The following is an 18,742-nucleotide window of genomic DNA, read 5'->3' as shown; positions in this document are numbered from 1 at the left end:
ACATACATCATGTGCAGGTGCTAACCGGGCCGCGCCTCGGCGCGTCCATCCAGTGACGGTTTTGGCGACGGCACGCCCCCCTGTGACGGCCACCAGTTTGCCCGTCCGACCAGCGCGGCGATGGCGGGAACGGTGATGGTGCGCACCAAGAAGGTGTCCAGCAATATGCCCACCCCGATCACGAAACCGCCCTGGACCACGGTGCTGATGCTGGAGAACAACAGGCCACACATCGAGGCCGCAAAGATCAGACCCGCCGCGGTGATCACGCCGCCCGTCGAGCCCAGCGTCCGGATGATGCCGTAACGCATGCTGTGTCCAGACTCCTCGCGCATTCGCGAGACGAGCAGCATGTTGTAGTCGGCCCCCACCGCGACCAACACCACGAATGCCAGCGGGGGCACACTCCAATGCAATTGCTGGCCCAATAGATATTGAAATACCAGCACGCCGATGCCCACCGCCGACAAATACGAAATGACCACGGAAGCAACCAGATACAGCGGCGCGACAACCGCGCGCAGCAGGGCGATCAAGGTTAAAAGGACGACGATGAGCGTCACCGCGATGATGAACCGGATATCGTGCTGGTAGTAGTCACGCGTGTCCTTCAGCGCGACGGTATATCCGGCCATCGACACCGTGGCGTCCGCCAACGCGGTATTCGGCTGCGCTCCCCGAGCCGCCGCGATGATCGCGTTGACCTGGTCCATGGCTTCCGTGCTGAACGGATTCAGTTTGGTTTGAACCAAATACCGCACCGAGTGGCCGTCCGGCGAAATGAAGACCTTGGCCGCCTTCTGAAACTGCTCCAATTGCAACAGCTGGGGCGGGATATTGAACCCGGCCATTGCCGGATGTGCCGCATCGCGTTTCAGTGACAACAGAAACGCCGCCGACTCGTTGAGCCCGCTACCGAGCTGCTTGAGTTGGTCGACGAGTTGAGCAACGGCGTCGGCCACCTGGCGGCTGCCACCGGCCAATCGGTTCGCGCCGTCTTGCACCGTGTTCAGATTCGTTTGCATGCCACCGGGTTTGTCCAACCCCATGGAGTGCAACACCTTGGTGAGCTTGGCCAGCGAGGCGCGCACGCGGTCGGTCGACGCCTTGAGCGTCCGTTTGTCCGGGGACTCCTGCAGTCGATGGGCCAACTCGTTGATCGCATCGAGGTCCGCTTGGTTTTGCGGGCCGACCAGTTGCTCGAACGCCCCGCGGGTGTCGCTGCACGACGGATCGGCATCGCATCGCGGGTTGCCCTGCAGCGCCGCCAGCACCGGGCCTATCCAGGCGAAGACGTTCTTGGCCGCCGAGAAGTTCCAACCCATGGAATTGCTGATCGCGTTGACATGGTCAACGAGCTGGGCCGTGAGGTCGACCTGTTTCACCAGCGCGTCGCCGCTGTACTGGTTCTTCGCCGACGCGAAGGCGCTCTCCAGTTCCTGCACACTCGCGGCGAGCTGGACGACCTGGCCTCGCACGTTGCCGAGGTTGTCGGCCAGCGTGCCCGCGCCGGCGACCAACCGGTTGAGGTCGCCTGTGTGATCTTTGATCAGGGTGGACCCGTCCGCCAGCAGGGTGCCGATGGCGCCGGCCTGATACGTCGCCCGGAATTGTTCCGGCACATTGCCGGTCGGGCGCGTGATGCCGCTGACGGCAGCGACATTCGGCAGTTGGCTGACCCGGTCCGCCATCTGTTCCAGGTCCGCGAGGGCCTTGGGCGTGCGCAGGTCATGCGGCGATTGGACCAGGATGTATTGCGGAATGGACTGATTCACCGGGAAATGGCGATTCAGCGCGGCGTACCCGATGGAGCTCGGCGCCGAAGTCCGCAGGGCCTTGCGATCGTCGTAGTTGTAGCGCACCAGGCCGGCGCAGCTGGCCAGGACGATCAACACCAGCACACTGGCAATCAGATTGACCTTCGGTCGGCGCACGATGCGGATGCCCGAACGCCGCCAGAATCGTGTGGTCAGTTCGCGCCGGGGTTTGACCCAGCCGCGTCGCCCCGCAAGCACCAGGATGGCCGGCAGCAACGTCACCGCGGCGAGGAATGCCACACCGATCCCGATCGCCGCCGACGCCCCGACCGTTTTGAACACGCCCATCCGGGCGAAGCTGATGAGGAGAAACGTGAAGCCGACGGTGGCGGCGGATGCGGCGATCACTTTGCCGATCGAGAACATCGCACGCTGTACCGCCTCATCGGAATTCGCACCCGACCGCAAATAGTCGTGATACCGGCTGATGAGGAAGACCGCGTAATCTGTTCCGGCGCCGGCCATTATGGCGCTGAGGAAGACGACGGACTGATTCGAGACGCCCGACCCGGTCAGTTGGGAGTAGCCCGCTACCACCGCCTGGGCGATGACCAGGGATGTGCCGATGCTCAGCAACGGCAGCAGCATGGTGACCGCGCTACGGTAGATCACCAGCAGGACGACGAGCACCAGAACCGCGATCGCCAGCTCGATGGGCATCCGATCCCGAGCGCCGGCGACCGTGAGGTCGGCGACGGTCGCCGCGGGGCCGGTCAGGTTGACCGTCAGCGGCGTGCCGCTGACGACGCGTTGGACGATGCCGTCGATCCGGTTGAACGCGGCATACGAGCTGGGAGTGCCCAGCTCGCCCGCAACGCCGACCGGGAGCACCCAGGCCTTGTGGTCTTTGCTGGTCACGGCCGAGCGCAGGGCCGGTGTGCTGACGAAATCCTGCAGCATCAACACATCTCGCGTGTCCTGCCGCAGCGTGTCCACCAGTGTGCGGTAGGTGGCTTCGTCGGCGGGGCCCAGACCCTTGTCGTTGGTCAGGACCACCAGCAGGAGGTTTTCCGAGCCCGACTCGTGAAACGCCTCGGTCATCTTTCGGGCCGTGACGCTCGATGGCGCGTCGCTGGGCAGGATGGCGAGCGGGTGCCTCTCGGCCATCTCGCCGAGCGATGGGAAGGTCAGCGGCAGCGCGACCGCAATCGCGACCCAGATCCCGATCACTGCCCAGGGCCACCGCACCACGAAATCGGCTAGCCGTCGCATACCGCCCTCACCCCCGGTCGGCGGCAACTCGGCCGCCCTCGACCGGGCCCGGTCAAACCACGCGATTTCGCATCACGTGCCATCGAAGTGCTCCACGCTACGCGACGCGCCCCCAGCTCCCGCTGCCGGCGACCCGCACACAGACCGACTTCATCGCTTCCATATAGCGGACAACCGATTTCCGGGCGACCCGGTTGTCGGGATGCATAATCGCCATGACCGTGCCCTCGCCGTACCGGAATATATAAATGGTCAGCTGATGTGAATACCGGCCGTCCGGGTAGATCCCGATATTGTTTGCGAGTCCCAGGTCGGCGGCGGCAAGAATGGCGTTGAGGGGAGCGGCGCCGCCGTGAAAGAAGTTCGACACCGGAAAGTTCGATTGCGGCCAGCTCAGCCACGGCGCCAGTTCCAACACGCGGTAGTAGGGCACCTTTGCCATGTCCAGGCTGTTATCGAAAGAAGCCTGCGCCGCCCATGCGGCGTCGCCGAAGGAGGCGGCGGCTATCGGCACGGTGATCGGAATCAAGCCGGTAAACCAACCCTGCGTCATGAAATTGTCGGTGGCTTTGCGTGAATCCCGGGGAGTGAGCCCGTAATACGTCAGGGCGCCGGTGAATTCGTGCTCCACCAGGGCGAGGCAGGCGAACAGGCCCCCGACAAAGCGCGCGCCGGCCGCCGCGCAGGCCGATTCGAATCGCTCCGTCTGCGCGACGTCCATCAACAGTTCGGAGGTCATGTCGCTCCTACTGGATTCCTGCGGGTTACCCAGCGGCAGCGGGAATTCGGGAAAGCCCCCATTATTGTTCTCGGCGAAGTCAATCCACGCGCGCACCTCAGGCGAATCAAGAGTCAACGCCGACGTGTATTCGCGTTCGCGGATGCAGAAATCGTCGAAGCTGCCGGCATCGGGAAGAGTGAGGGCCTCACCGCCCCCGCTCAACGCCGTGTACATGCCGTTGGCCTCCATCATCGTGGTGCCGATCAATGTCGCGTCCCCGTGGACATGATCCATGGCCGCAAAGAACGTGAAATGGTTCTCGCTCTGGATGATTCCGAACGTGAAGCAGCCCCATTCCAGCGGATTCGGTATGGCCACCACGTGAGCATGAATTTCCTCAGCCGTCATCTCGCCGTGTTCGACCGGCGCGAATTCGATGTCGGCGGGATCGCCGATGGTGTGCCTGATGAACTCCCCGTCACCGGTGTCCTCGAACCAACTGCGGAAGGTGTCGTGCCGGCGCAGGTAGGTGTTGACGGCGTGGTTCATGGCGGCGATGTCGCACGTCCCGGCGACCTCACAGGTGGCGATGATCTGTCGTGAGAAATTCAGTCCGGCGGCCGTGCGGTCGCGGTAGTTGCGAAGGTGTTGGCCCTGCATATAACTGACCGGCACGGAGCTGACCGGGGCTTGTCGGGCCTTTTCGGCGGCCGCGGCGGTCGGGTGCCATGAGGTGACCGAGCCCGGCGTCAGCGTCCAATCATCGAGTGAGCCGATCGTTATCTTCCCGATGCGCAAAACTTCGTCCTCCTCGGTTTGAACTGCCGCGGCACGCTGGCGTCGCGACCAAGATAACCCTCGAAGTGATCGCCGTCGCAGCCGTGCGCGGGCCACCGCCTACACTCGCTCACGGATCCGACCGGTCTTTGGCGACCGAGTTGCGGCGATCGAGTTGTTGCGATCGTGCGGCCGGGCGGGGACGCAGGGCGACGGCCGCGCCGGCTGTCGCTGCGCAGTGCGGCGCTGCACACGCGGTGCCGGCCTAAAGGACATGATTCTCCGAGTGCAACTGGGCCCCCGCGCGGATCGATCTTGACCGGCCAAGAGAGGACAAGCGCATGGCATCCGTCGAAGGTCTGGGGGAATCGGCATCGGGTTTTGCGATCGTGGGTTATGCGGCGCGATTTCCGGGCGCCGCCGACGCGGATGAGTTCTGGGACGTCTTGCGGCACGGTCGGGATGCGATATCCGAAGTGCCGCAGGACAGGTGGGATGCCGATGAATTCTTCGACCCCGAGCCGGGTGCGCCGGGCAAGGTCGTCACCCGTCGTGCGGGCTTCGTCGACGACGTAACGGGGTTTGACGCCCCGTTCTTCGGATTGTCGACGCGCGAGGTCAGGTTGATGGATCCGCAGCACCGGATCTTGCTGGAAACGGCGTGGCGCGCGGTCGAGCATTCGGGCTACGCACCAACGGATCTCGCTGACAGCAACACCGGTGTCTTCGTCGGTTTGGCCACGCACGACTACCTCGGAATGGCCTCCGACGAGCTGACCTATCCCGAGATCGAGGCCTACATGGCCATCGGGACGTCCAACGCCGCCGCGGCCGGGCGGATCAGCTATCGGTTGGGGCTGCAGGGTCCCTCTGTCGCCGTCGACACCGCGTGCAGCTCGTCGCTGGTGGCCATCCATCAGGCGTGCCAGGCCCTGCGCCTCGGCGAATGTGACCTCGCGCTGGCCGGCGGCGCCAACGTCCTGCTCACCCCGGCCACCATGATCACGTTCTCCAGCGCGCACATGCTCGCGCCCGACGGTCGGTGCAAGACATTCGATGCGGCCGCCGACGGCTACGTGCGCGGCGAGGGATGTGGCGTCATCGTGATCAAGCGCCTCGAGGACGCGTTGCGCGACGGGGACCGGATTCGGGCGGTGATCCGCGGCAGCGCGATCAACCAGGACGGCGCTTCGGGTGGGTTGACGGTTCCGAACGGGGTTGCCCAGCAACGGGTCATCGCCGACGCGCTCAAGCGTGCCGACCTCGAGCCCCGCGATGTCGGGTACCTGGAAGCGCACGGCACCGGGACATCGCTCGGCGACCCCATCGAGGCCCAGGCCGCGGGAGCGGTGCTGGGGGCCGGGCGCGAACCCGACCAGCCCCTGCTGATGGGGTCGGTGAAGACCAACATCGGACACCTGGAAGCGGCCGCGGGCATCGCGGGCGTGATCAAGGTGATCCTGTCCCTGGAGAACGAGCTGCTGCCCCAGCACCTCCACTTTCAGAACCCGTCGCCCCACATCCCCTGGGATCGGCTGGCGGTGGAAGTCGTCAAGGAAGCCACGCCCTGGAAACGCAACGGACAACGGCGCATTGCGGGGATCAGCTCATTCGGCTTCGCCGGGACGAACGCTCACGTCATTGTCGAGGAAGCGCCCGAACAGGCGGTATCGGCCCCCGCGGCACCGACCCCGGTCGATGCGCCCGGGGACCGGCGGTTCAGCATCCTTCCGCTGTCGGCCCGAACGCCCGCGGCGTTGATGCGGCTCGCCGACGAATACCGCGCCTGGCTGAGCGCGAACCCGGAGGCCACCCTGGCGGACGTGTGCTTTACCGCCGGGGCGGGGCGGGCGCACCTGGAGCAGCGGGCCGCGTTGGTGGTCAATTCGCGCGAATCCGCCATCGAGCTGCTCGGCGCGCTCGCCGAGGAGCGCCCGGCGCCCGGTTTGTTTCGCGGAGAATCCCATGACACACCGAAGACGGCGTGGCTGTTCACCGGTCAGGGCAGCCAATACCCCGGCATGGCCCGGGAGTTGTTCGACACCGAACCGGTGTTCGCCGAGACGCTGAATCGTTGCGCCGCTGCCGTCGCCGACATTGTCGAAAAGCCGTTGCTGGACGTCGTTTTCGATGTGGACACCCCGGACAGCGAAGCGACGCTGCAGCAAACCTCCTATGCGCAGCCGGCCTTGTTCGCCGTGGAGCTAGGCCTCGCCCGGCTGTGGCAGTCGTGGGGCTTCGAGCCCGACGTGGTGCTGGGCCACAGCGTCGGCCAGTACTCGGCGGCCTGCGTCGCGGGCGTGCTCAGCCTCGAGGACGGCGCGCTGTTGATGGCCGAACGCGGCCGTCTGTTCGGCAGCTTGCCTTCCGGTGGCCGGATGGTCGCGGTGTTCACCGCGGCCGAGCGGGTCGAGCGGCTGACCGACGAGGCTCCCAGCCTGTCCGTGGCCGCCTACAACGGCGCCAACACCGTATTGTCCGGTCCGGCAGCCGATTTGGAACGCGCGGTGGCCGCATTGTCGGCCGATGGTGTCCGGTGCGACTGGCTCGACACCAGCCACGCGTTCCACTCGGCGCTCCTGGACCCCATCCTCGACGAATTCGAGGCGTATGCGGGAGGATTCGACTTCGCTGCGCCGCAACGGATTTTGATCGACAACCGCACCGGAACCGCGCTGGGTCGCAGCGTGAAGCTCGACGGTGCCTACTGGCGCCGGCACGCGCGCCAGCCGGTGCAATTCGCCAAGAGCGTGCGCACGCTTGCCGAGATGAACTGCAAATTGCTGCTGGAGATCGGCCCGCGACCGGTCCTTACCGCCGCGGCTCTCGGCGCGTGGCCCGACCCGGCCACCGCGCCCCGGGTGATCACGTCGCTTCGGCGCAATACCGCTGACCACCGCCAGATCACCGAAGCGGTCGCCGACGCGTATGTGCTGGGCCACCTGCCCGATTTCGCCGCCTTGCGGCGGCCGCACGCGCGAAAGCTCGACCTGCCCACCTATCCGTTCGAGCGCCGTCAATACTGGTTCCGGGACGATCGCGAGCGCCCCGAGCAACCCCGGGACACCGGCGGACCGCGAACCGAAGCCGTCCGCCTGCTCGAGGACGACCGGATCGAGGAACTCGCCGCCCTGCTCGGCGGTGCGAGCGACGACCAGCACACCCTGCAGGTGCTCACCAAGCTTGCGGCGCAACACAATCAACAGCGCACGACCCGGTCCATCGCGGACGACCGCTACGAGATCCGCTGGGACAAAGCAACCTCTCCGCTCTCCGGTGCCGACGTGGACCAGGCAGGCAGCTGGATCGTCGTCTCCGACGATGCCGACGCGGTCCGGCCGTTGGTCGACCTGCTGGCCGCGCGCAACCAACCGCACCAAGTGGTCGGGTTGCCGGCGTCTGACGCCGACGAGGAACGGCTCGCGGAAACGTTGCGCGCTGCGGCAACCGACGATGCAGCGTTACGCATCGTGCATGTCGCGGCCCTGGAAGCCGGGGCCACACCGTCGATGCGGTCACTGTTGCGGATGCAACACCGGATCCTGGGCGGAACGCGGCGGGTCTTTCGGGCGGCGGTGGCCGCCGAACTGCGCAGCCCCATCTGGATCGTGACCCGCGGCGCGCAGCGCGTCGCCGACACGGACACGGTGGCGCCGCATCAGAGTTGCCTGTGGGGATTCGGCCGAGCCGCCTCGCTGGAACTCCCGCACGTGTGGGGCGGACTCGCGGACCTGTCAGAGGGCGGCGACGCGGCCGACGAATGGCCTGCGCTCGTCGACCGGATCGCCGCGCCGCACGGCTCGGCCGTCCGGGAAGACCAGCTCGCAGTGCGTGATCGGGAGGTCTACACACCCCGGTTGGCGCGGCGCTCTGCGCCGCCGAGCGGGACACCGCTGCACCTGCGCGGCGACGCAACATATCTGGTGACCGGCGGGCTGGGCGCGATCGGACTGGAGATCGCCGGCTACCTGGCCGCGAATGGCGCCCGGCATCTGGTGCTGACCAGCCGACGGGATCCCAGCGATGCCACGCAACAGCGCATCAACGCCCTGGGCGAACAGCACGGCTGCCAAATCCGCGTCGTGGCCGCCGATGTCGCCGACGCGCACGACGTGGCACGCCTGCTGGCAAGCGTGCAGGCCGAGCTGCCACCGCTGGCCGGCATCGTGCACGCCGCGGGCGAGATCGGCACCACCCCCCTGAGCGCGCTGCAGGACGCCGAGGTCGATCGCGTTTTCGCCGGCAAGGTTTGGGGCGCTTGGCATTTGAGCGAGGCGGCGGCCGACCTCGATCTCGACTTCTTCATCAGCACCTCCTCGATCGCGTCGGTGTGGGGCGGATTCGGCCAGACCGCCTACGGCGCCGCGAACGCCTTCCTCGACGCGCTGGCCTGGCGCCTGCGCGGGCAGGGCATCCTCGCCGTCAGCGTCAACTTCGGGCCGTGGTCGGCGGGCATGGCCGACGCGGAATCCCGCGCCCGACTCGATCAGCGCGGAGTCCGGACGTTGTCTGCCGCCGATGCGCTCGCGGGTCTGGCCGATGCCGTGGCCGCTGCGGCGGGGCAGGGCCTCGTGCAGGGTGTGGTTGCCCGCATCGACTGGGCCCGCTTCTTGCCGCTCTATCAGCAGGCGGGCAGGCGGGCGTTCCTGGCGGAGTTGGAACGCGAGGTGCCCGGCCTGACGAGTACCGCGGGGCCGTCCGCGACCGTCGCGGGCAAGACCCCGTTGGTGGAGCGGCTCACCGGCGCCCCGGTGCAGCAGCGCAAGAAACTTCTGACCGACTACCTGCGGGACGCGGTGGCGGAGGTGACGCGCGTCGATCCCGCGGAGATCCGGGAGGACGCAGGCTTTTTCGATCTCGGCATGGATTCGCTGATGGCCGTCGAATTGCGGCGCCGCATCGAACAGGGGGTGGGCAAGGAGATCCCGGCCACCCTGGCGATGGACCACCCACGGCTGTCCGACGTGGCCGACTACCTGCTGCGCGACGTGCTCGAACTCGGCGACCCGGGGTCGCCGAAACCGAGGCCGCAGCCGGCATCGGTCGTGACGACGCGCACGGATGAACCGATCGCGATCGTCGCGGTGTCCTGCCGCTTCCCCGGCGCACCCGACCCGGAAGCGTTCTGGGAGTTGCTGTCCGACGGGGTCAATGCGATCCGCGAGGTCCCCGAGGACCGCTTCGACATCGACGAGTTCTACGACCCCGATCCGGACGCAGCGGGCAAGACCTACACGCGGTTCGGCGGCTTCCTCGACGAAATCGACGGGTTCGATCCCGAATTCTTCGGCATCTCACCCCGCGAGGCCGTCTGGATCGAGCCGCAGCAGCGGCTGATGCTCGAAACGGTGTGGGAGGGCCTCGAAAGGGCGGGGTACGCGCCAGCCGCCTTGCGCGGCAGCCCAACCGGGATTTTCGTGGGCGTGGCGGCCAACGAATATGCGCACCTGTTGTCCTCGGAGTCGATCGACAAGATCGAACCCCACTTCATCACCGGCAACGCGCTCAACGCCATCTCCGGCCGGGTCGCCTTCGCGCTGGGATTGGAAGGACCGGCGGTGGCGATCGACACCGCATGCAGCTCGGCGTTGGTCGCCGTCCACCAGGCCTGCCAGGCGCTGCATTCCGGTGACTGCGACATGGCACTGGCCGGCGGCGTGAACGTGTTGCTGAGTCCGGTGACGGTCGTCGCGGCCTCCCGCGCGCGGATGCTTTCGCCCGTCGGGCGCTGCAAGACCTTCGACGCCTCCGCCGACGGTTACGTGCGCAGCGAGGGCTGCGGGATTCTCGTACTGAAGAGGCTGAGCGACGCGGAGCGCGATGGCGACCGGATATGCGCGGTCATCCCCGCCAGTGCGGTCAACCAGGACGGGGCGTCCAGCGGTCTGACGGTGCCCAATGGCGGTGCGCAGCAACGGCTTATCGGCTCGGTGCTGGCTCGCGCCGGCCTGACGGGCGGGGACGTCGACTATCTCGAGGCGCACGGGACGGGCACCCCGCTCGGTGATCCGATCGAGGTACAGGCGGCCGCGGCCGCCTACGGGGATGCCCGCGACGCAGACCGGCCGCTGTTGATGGGCTCGGTGAAGACCAACATCGGGCACACCGAATCAGCTTCCGGCGCAGCCGGTTTGATCAAGGTCGTGTTGTCGCTGCAGCACGAGGTCCTGCCGCAAAGCCTGCACTTCGACGAGCCGTCGCCGCACATCCCGTGGGATTCGCTGCCGGTGCGGGTCGTGGACACGGCCATGCCGTGGCGGGCCAACGGCAGACCGCGGCGCGCCGGGGTGAGTTCCTTCGGGTTCACGGGCACCAACGCGCACGTGCTGGTCGAGGAGGCGCCGGCGAGAGCCGCCTCCGCCGACCGGCGCCCTGTCGACGACGCCGCGACGGAGTCGACGGGCCGGGCCCGGGATGGACAGCCGAGCGTGCTGGCGCTGTCCGCGCGGTCACCCGAAGCGCTGGTGGCGTTGACGCGGCGCTACCAGAAGTGGCTGACCACCCACCCGGACGCGGATCTCGCCGAGGTGTGCCTCACCGCCGGAACGGGCCGCTCGCACTTTGAACACCGCGCCGCGCTGGTCGTGGACTCGGTCGAGGGTGCGCGCGAGGCGCTGGCCGAATTGGCCGAGAACCGCCTGCGACCCGGCGTCGTGCGGGGCGAGCACACCCACCACCCGACGACGGCCTGGTTGTTCACCGGCCAGGGCAGCCAGTACCCGGGGATGGCGCGTGAATTGTTCGACACCGAACCGGTTTTCGCCGACACCGTGACACGTTGTGCCGACGCGGTCGCCGAGATCCTGCCGCATCCGTTGCTGGAGGTGCTGTTCGCCACCGATCGCGAAACGGGAGGCGAAGCCGGAGAAAGGCTGCGGCACACGTCCTTTGCGCAGCCGGCGCTGTTCGCCGTCGAGATGGGCCTGGCCCGGCTCTGGCAGTCGTGGGGGATCCAACCCGATGTGGTGCTGGGGCACAGCGTGGGCCAGTACGCGGCGGCATGTGTGGCTGGCGTGTTCAGCCTCGAGGACGGCGCCCGGCTGATGGCCGAGCGCGGCCGGATGTTCGGCAGCCTGCCCGAAGGTGGGCGCATGGTGGCGGTGTTCGCCGACGCCAAGCACGTCGAGCAGGCCGCCGGCGAATTCCCGCGAGTGTCGGTCGGGGCATACAACGGACCCAACACCGTGCTGTCTGGGCCGGGCGAGGACCTCGAGCAGATCGTCGCCAAGTGCGGTGACGAGGGGATCCGCTGCACGTGGCTGCAGACCAGCCACGCCTTCCACTCGGAACTGTTGGATCCGGTGCTCGACGAATTCGAGTCGTACGCGGCGCAATTCCGGTTCGCCGCCCCGACGATGCCGCTGGTGTGCAACCGCACCGGCGCCGTGCTGACGACCCAGACGCCGCTGGACGCGCAGTACTGGCGTCGGCATTCCCGGCAGCCGGTGCAGTTCGCCGAAAGTGTGCGCACGGTGGCGGCCCTGGGTTGCTCGGTGCTGATGGAGATCGGGCCGCAACCCGTACTGACGGGCGCCGCGGTGCAGGTCTGGCCGGAGCACCTGTCCGCGCCGCGCGCGATCGTCTCGCTGCGCAAGGGTATTGGCGATCGGCGCCAGATCGCCGACGCGCTGGCCGCGGCCTACGTCGGCGGGCTTCGCCCCGATTTCGCTGCGCTGCAGGGTCAGCCGCGTCGCAGGCTCGAGCTGCCCACCTATCCCTTCCAGCGCCGCCGCTTCTGGCCCAAGACGTCCGGCATCGCCGTCGACGGAGGGGCCGGTTCGTCCTCGGGCATCCTCGGCAACGCGAAGGACCTCGCCTCCGGCGACTCGGTCTACACCAGCAGGCTGTCCGTCAAATCGCAGCCGTGGCTGTCCGATCACGTCATCTACGGGACCGTCGTCGTCCCTGGGGCTACCTACGCGGCGATGGCCCTCGCCGCGGTCGGCGCCCCGGCGCGGGTGAAGGACGTCTTCTTCTACGAGCCGATCATCCTGCCCGAGAAGAGCTCTCGCGAGGTGCAGCTCACCCTGCACCCGCTGCAGGACGGCGGTGGGTCCACGTTCCAAGTGCACAGCCGCCCGTACGGTGAACGCGGCGCCGAATGGTCGCTGAACGCCGAGGGCACCGTCGGCACCGGCGCGGATGACGAGCCGGTATCCGAGGGTGATCCGATCGACGAAACGATCGAGCGCCTGAACCGCATGCGCCCGCAGGAATTGTTCGAGACCTTCGCCGACCTGGAGCTGGCGTGGGGGCCGACCTGGTCGGGGTCGCTGAAGTCGCTGTGGCTCGGCGAGGGTGAGGCGATCGGCGACATCCTCGTCGGCGAAGAACTCGCCGAACAACTCGGCAGCGAACCGATGCATCCGGTGCTGATGGACCTGTGCACCGGTGTCGCATTCCCGGCCTTCCCCGCGCTGCTCGCGGCCGAACAGGGCGTCAACGATCTGTTCCTGCCGCTGCGCTACGGCCAAGTGGCGTTGCGGGAGAAGATGCCTCGGCGGTTCTACTGCCACGCGAGGTGGCACAGCAGCGAGCTCAACAGCGAAACCCAGGTCTTCGACCTCGATTTCGTGGACCGGGATGGCCGTCACCTGGGCGGAATTCGCGAATTCACGGTCAAGCGCGCACCGCGCGAGGCGTTGCTGCGGGGCCTGGGTGGGGACGCCACCCGGCTGCTCTACACCCTCGGCTGGCACGAGGTGCCGCCACCGGCGAGCGAAGAAGCCGGCGAGCCCGCCGGTACCTGGCTGATCGCCGGCTTCGACGAACTGGCCGCCAAGGTCCCCGGGTGCATCCCGCTCGACCGCGCCAACGATCCGGATCCGTTGGGGCAGGTGCTGACTGAAGCCCACGAGCGCGGGTTGCCATTCTCCGGTGTCGTCTGGCGCAGCACGGCGCCGAACGGGGAAGAGACGAGCGCGGACGTCACGGCGCGCCTCGAGACCGAGATCGCCAATCTGCTCAGCGCCGTGCACACCGTGCAACGCGGGGAGGTGAAGCTGCCCGGCGGATTGTGGATCGTCACCGAGCGTGCGGTGGCCACCGAATCCGGCGAGCCCGTCGAACCGGTGCAGGCGGCGCTGTGGGGCTTCGGCCGCACCACGATCAACGAGGAACCGGCGCTGCGCGCCAAGCTCGTCGATTGCGACGGCTCACCCGAGGCCGTGCACGCGCTGGCCGCGCTGCTTGGCACCCCGGTCGACGAACCGGAACTGGCCGTGCGGCAAGGAAAGCTGCTGGCCTCGCGGTTGTTGCCGTGGGCGCGCAGCGGTCATCTCACGGTGCCACGCGGGCGCGACTTTGCCCTGGCGCCCACCGAACGCGGCGCGATCGACAACCTGCGGCTGACCGAGGCGGAGGTGCCCGCGCCGGACGAGGGCTACGTGCAGGTCCGGGTCGAGGCCGCGGGCCTCAACTTCCGCGACGTGCTCAACGTCCTCGGCCTCTACCCGGGCGATCCCGGACCGATCGGCGGCGACTTCGCCGGCGTCGTCACCCAATTGGGCGCCGGCGTCACCGGAGTCGAAGTGGGACAACGTGTCTACGGCTCCATGCAGGGCGCGTTCTCCAGCCGGTTCAATGTGCCAGCCCAGTTCCTGGCGCCGATCCCCGATGGGGTGAGCGCGGTCGAGGCGGCCACCATTCCCGCCGCGGCGCTGACGGTGCGGCTGTCCTTCGACTGGGCGCAGCTGAAACCTGGTGACAAGGTCCTCATCCACGCCGCGAGCGGCGGTGTGGGCCTGGCGGCGGTGCAAATGGCGCAGCGGTTCGGTGCCGAAGTGTTCGCCACGGCGAGCACCTTCAAGCGTGCGACGCTGCGCAAGCTCGGCGTGAAGCGCGTCTACGACTCGCGGACAACGGATTTCGCCGATCAGATCCTGGCGGACACCGGCGGTGCCGGCGTGGACGTGGTCCTCAACTCCCTGACCAGCGAGGGGTTCATCGAGGCGACGCTGAAGGCCACCGCCCAGAACGGCCGCTTCGCCGAGATCGCCAAGCGCGACATCTGGACACCCGAGCAGATGGCCGAGGCGCGTCCCGATATCGCCTACGAGATCGTGGCATTGGACACGGTGATGTTCACCGAACCCGATCGCATTCGCGACTTGCTCACCGAGGTGTCGCAAGGCTTGGCCGACGGCGAGTGGACGCCGCTGCCCGCCGAGATCTATCCCCTGACCGAGGCGAGGGCCGCGTTCCGCCGCATGCAGCAGGCGCGGCACATCGGGAAGATCGTGGTCCAGATACCGAATCCGCTGCAGCCGCGGCCCGATCGGAGCTACCTGATCACCGGCGGGCTTGGCGCGATCGGTCTGCACACAGCGTCGCATCTGGCCCAACTCGGTGCCGGAGACATCGTGCTGACCAGCCGGCGCGAGCCCGGTGCGGACGCGCAACGGCTGATCGAGGAGATCACCGAGCGCTACAAGTGCCGCGTCCACGTCTTCGCCACCGACGTCGGCGACGAGTCCGCGGTGGCGGGTCTGCTGGAGCGCATCCGGTCGGAGTTGCCGCCGCTGGCCGGTGTGGTGCACCTGGCGGGCGTGCTCGACGATGCGCTGCTGTCGCAGCAGACCGTGGAGCGATTCCGAACGACGCTGTTGCCCAAGGCGATCGGCGCCTACCACCTCGACAGGCTGACGAAGGCCGACGAGCTGGACTTCTTCATCGTGTCGTCGTCGGTGTCGAGTTTGTTCGGTTCGCCCGGCCAGTCCAACTACGCGACTGCCAACGCGCTGCTCGACGGTCTGGTCGCGCAGCGCAGGGCGCAAGGCTTGCCCGCCACGGGGGTCAACTTCGGTCCCTGGGCCCAAGGGGGCATGGCGTCTTCGGACGCCGCGACCGCCAATATCAATGCGCAGGGCCTGATTCCGCTGGAACCGTCGGCCGCGCTCGGCGCCCTCGCCGAGGTCGTGGCGAACGGCACCGGTCAGGCCACCGTCCTCAAGGCCAACTGGCAGCGTGCCGCGAAGGTGCTGGGCAGTTCGCGTCCGCCGATCCTCGATCTGGTGTTGCCCAGTGCCGCCGGGGAGGTGACCGGTGACAGCGAGTTGCTCAAGCAGCTGATGGAGATTCCGGTGCCCCAGCGTGCCGGTTTCGTGACCGAATTCCTGCAGCGCGAGGTGCAGAACTTCCTGCGGCTCGCGTCGCCGCCCGCCGCGAGCAGCCGGTTCTTGGACCTGGGCACGGATTCGCTCATGGCCATCGAGCTCCGCAACCGGCTGCACAGCCAGTTCGGCGGCAAGTTCACCATCAACGCGACGGCGGTCTTCGACTATCCGACCATCGGGGGGCTCGCCGAAGATCTCGTGGCCCAGCTGCCCGATGCGGAACCGGAACCGGTCGAGGAGGCGTCGTAACATCCGGCGCCGGCGCGCCGGCGCGAACGTGGACTTGTGGCGCGGAAAGCCGGCGTGTCGGCCCAACAACTCGACGTTCGGCCGGTTACGCGCTCAGTCGCTGATGTCGAATCCCGCGTTGATCTTGGTCGGTCGCACCCGCACCACGAGCTCGCCGGGCGAGGAGTTGCGCCGGCCGAACTCCTCGGCGCGCTCGGCGCCCATGTACCGGGCGCCGGTTCGGGTGGCGATGTCCAGCACGTCCGCGGGGTCTTCGCTCACCGTCGCCACGCCCTGCACCTGGACGAACGAGTAGGGCGGGTGCGGGTCGTCGACGCAGATCACGACGCGTGAATCACGCGCTATCGCACGCCCTTTCGACGTGTCACGGCCGGTATTGAAGGCCAGCTGACCCTCGTCGACGACGAACCACACCGGGGTGACCAGCGGCCGGCCGTCGGCGGCGACGTACCCCAGCATCCCGGTGCGGGTGCCGGCCGACAGAAACTCGATGACCCTGTCCGACAGCTCGGCCATGGGTCAGAGGCGGACCAGCTCGTAGTCGCCGAGCCGGTCGATCAGGTTGTGCAGGTGCTCGCCGGAGGTGCCCAGGGTGTGCTCGATGGCGGTGAGCCGGGCGGCGTAGTGGCTGATCGGATATTCCGCGGTGACGCCGATGCCGCCGTGCATCTGGATCGACTCCTGCGCGATGTGCCGGCCCGAGCGGCCGATCTGCAGCTTGGCCCGCGAGGCGATCACCGGATCGAGGTTGCCGTCGGCGATCGACATCGCCGCGTACAGGCTCATGCTGCGGGCCAGTTCCAGCGACACGTACATGTCGGCGGCCCGCTGTGTCAGCGCCTGGAATTTGTTGAGCGTGACACCGAACTGCTTGCGGGTCTTGAGGTAATCGGTCGTCAGGCGCAGCGATTCCTCCATCGCCCCGAGCGCCTCGGCGCACAGCGCCGACTGGATGCGGATGATGGCGTTGCGGATGGCGCCCGACGCGTCGGCCGCCTCACCCAGAGGTTCGGCGGCGGCGGAGTCGAGGTCGATCTGGGCGCCGCGCTGCCCGTCGAAGGTGCGGTACGGGTGCCGTGTCACAGTCTTTTCGACGCTCGCGTCGACCAGGAACAGGCCCGTGCCGCCGTCGGGCAGGGCGGCGCTGACCACCAGGGTGTCGGCGCAGTCCCCGGCGAGCACCGGGTTCTTACGGCCGCTCACCGTCCACGAATCACCTTGCTGCGCAGCCTTGGTGGTCAACGCGGCGGACGGCCTGCGTTGGCCCGGTTCGAGGTGGGCGAAGGCCAACAGCCGCTGCCCGGACGCGACCTCGTCGAGCAGCTGCTTCTGTTCCTGGCTGCCCAGCTCGGCGACCAGCGCGCCGGGTCCCAGCGCGGCGTGCAGGACGGGTTCGGGGGCCAGCCGGCGCCCGATCTCGGTCAGCACCACCGCGATCTCGATCTGGCCGGACTCGTCGGGCTCGAATCCCAGCCCGAGGATCCCGGTGTCGGCGAGCTGGCTCCAGACCTCGCGGCTCCAGCCCAGATCGGAGCCGATGACCTTGTTGCGGCTTTCCGGGTCATAGGTGCGCGCCAGCAGGTCGCGGGTGGTGTCTCGGAGCAGGGACTGCTCGTCGCTCAACTGAAAGTCCATGGCTGCCTCACAATCCCAGAATGGTGGACGCGATGATGTTGCGTTGCACTTCGCTGCTGCCGCCGTAGATCGACGTCTTGCGGTAGTTGAGGTAGTGCGGCGCACTGTGCTGCGCCCAGGACGGCGACGAGATGTCTTCGCCGTTGGCCGGTAGCGCATCCGGCCCGGCGACCTCGACGAGCAGTTCGGTGGCGATCTGCTGCAACTGGCTGCCGCGCAGTTTGAGCACCGACGAGGCCGGGTTGGGCTGCCCGTTGGCGGAGTCGGTGACTACACGCGACTGCGTGAGTTCCAGTGCGAGCAGCTCGTTTTCGGCTTCGGCCAGCCGCGCCGCGAACAACGGATCGTCGAGCACCCCGGTGGCCGCGGCGTGCTTCTTCACCTCGGCGAGGCGCACCTTGGTCCGGCCCACGCCGGCGATGCCGGTGCGCTCGTTGCCCAGCAGGAATTTCGCGTACGTCCAGCCCTTGTTCTCTTCTCCGACAAGCTGATTGGCCGGCACGCGGACGTCTTCGAAAAACACCTCGTTGATCTCGTGGCCGCCGTCGATCGTCTTGATGGGCCGCAGCGTGATGCCCGGCGTCTTCATGTCGAACAGCAGGAACGAGATGCCCGCCTGGCGCTTGGGCGCCTGGGGGTCGGTGCGGACCAGGCAGAAGATCCAATCCGCGTACTGGCCGAGGGTGGTCCAGGTCTTCTGGCCGTTGACGACGTAGCTGTCGCCGTCGCGGACCGCGGTGGTGCGCAGCGACGCCAGGTCCGACCCGGCCTCCGGCTCGGAAAACCCTTGGCACCACCAGATGTCGAGGCTGGCCGTCGGGGGCAGAAAGCGTTGTTTGACTTCCTCCGAACCGAATTCGGCGATCACCGGGCCCACCATCTTGGTGTTGAAGTTCAGCGGCTCCGGGACGCACGCCAGCTGCATCTCGTCGGCCCAGATCTGGTGCTGGGTCGGCGTCCAGTCCTTGCCGCCCCACTCGACCGGCCAGTTCGGTACCGCCAACCCGTGTTCGTGCAAGATTTTGTGGCTGGTGACGATGTCGTCGCGGTTCACTTCCGCCGAGCCCTGGCGCACCCGGTCGCGCAACTCCTGGGGGATCTTGGTCGTGTAGATGCTGCGGAGTTCGTCGCGGAACGCGCCTTCCTCGGGTGTGAGCGCCAGTTGCATGGCAGCCTCCTGTCGTGTCGGGGTGACCGTGGCGACCCATCACCCAGAG

Annotated in this window: 6 protein-coding genes; 1 reads left to right on the top strand and 5 read right to left on the bottom strand. The window is 67.7% G+C overall.

The annotated features are described in order from the left end of the window. Positions 1-20: 20 nt before the first annotated feature. Positions 21-3,029: an MMPL/RND family transporter gene (locus QGN30_RS19760; protein ID WP_248923579.1), complete on the bottom strand. Its 3,009-nt coding sequence runs from the start codon at positions 3,027-3,029 to the stop codon at positions 21-23. 97 nt (positions 3,030-3,126) lie between these two features. Further along, positions 3,127-4,548, bottom strand: coding sequence for a condensation domain-containing protein (locus tag QGN30_RS19755; protein ID WP_201358769.1), 1,422 nt, complete (start codon positions 4,546-4,548; stop codon positions 3,127-3,129). 320 nt (positions 4,549-4,868) lie between these two features. Here QGN30_RS19755 and QGN30_RS19750 point away from each other — a divergent pair, with 320 nt between their 5' ends. Further along, positions 4,869-15,890, top strand: a complete 11,022-nt coding sequence (locus QGN30_RS19750; RefSeq protein ID WP_248923580.1) for a type I polyketide synthase — start codon at positions 4,869-4,871, stop codon at positions 15,888-15,890. 93 nt (positions 15,891-15,983) lie between these two features. On the opposite strand, the gene QGN30_RS19745 is transcribed toward QGN30_RS19750, so the two are convergent. The 3 genes from QGN30_RS19745 to QGN30_RS19735 are packed head-to-tail and all read right to left on the bottom strand — an operon-like array spanning position 15,984 to position 18,693. Next, positions 15,984-16,406, bottom strand: coding sequence for a PPOX class F420-dependent oxidoreductase (locus QGN30_RS19745; protein ID WP_008255252.1), 423 nt, complete (start codon positions 16,404-16,406; stop codon positions 15,984-15,986). Between the two features lie 3 nt (positions 16,407-16,409). Further along, positions 16,410-17,525 carry an acyl-CoA dehydrogenase family protein gene (locus QGN30_RS19740; RefSeq protein WP_014379697.1) on the bottom strand — a complete coding sequence of 372 codons (1,116 nt, stop codon included), beginning with the start codon at positions 17,523-17,525 and terminating at the stop codon, positions 16,410-16,412. A gap of 7 nt (positions 17,526-17,532) precedes the next feature. Next, positions 17,533-18,693 carry an acyl-CoA dehydrogenase family protein gene (locus QGN30_RS19735; RefSeq protein WP_248923581.1) on the bottom strand — a complete coding sequence of 387 codons (1,161 nt, stop codon included), beginning with the start codon at positions 18,691-18,693 and terminating at the stop codon, positions 17,533-17,535. Between the last annotated feature and the right edge of the window lie 49 nt (positions 18,694-18,742).

Source organism: Mycobacterium sp. 3-98, assembly GCF_035918355.1.
Classification (GTDB): Bacteria; Actinomycetota; Actinomycetes; order Mycobacteriales; family Mycobacteriaceae; genus Mycobacterium; species Mycobacterium intracellulare.
The sequence above is the reverse complement of the archived record's forward strand: the minus strand, read 5'-3'. Positions and strand labels throughout refer to the sequence as shown.

Excerpts from the sequence above, each read along its gene's own strand:
- QGN30_RS19760 (WP_248923579.1), bottom strand. The coding sequence starts at position 3,029 with ATGCGACGGCTAGCCGATTTCGTGGTGCGGTGGCCCTGGGCAGTGATC.
- QGN30_RS19750 (WP_248923580.1), top strand. The coding sequence starts at position 4,869 with ATGGCATCCGTCGAAGGTCTGGGGGAATCGGCATCGGGTTTTGCGATC.
- QGN30_RS19745 (WP_008255252.1), bottom strand. The coding sequence starts at position 16,406 with ATGGCCGAGCTGTCGGACAGGGTCATCGAGTTTCTGTCGGCCGGCACC.
- QGN30_RS19740 (WP_014379697.1), bottom strand. The coding sequence starts at position 17,525 with ATGGACTTTCAGTTGAGCGACGAGCAGTCCCTGCTCCGAGACACCACC.
- QGN30_RS19735 (WP_248923581.1), bottom strand. The coding sequence starts at position 18,693 with ATGCAACTGGCGCTCACACCCGAGGAAGGCGCGTTCCGCGACGAACTC.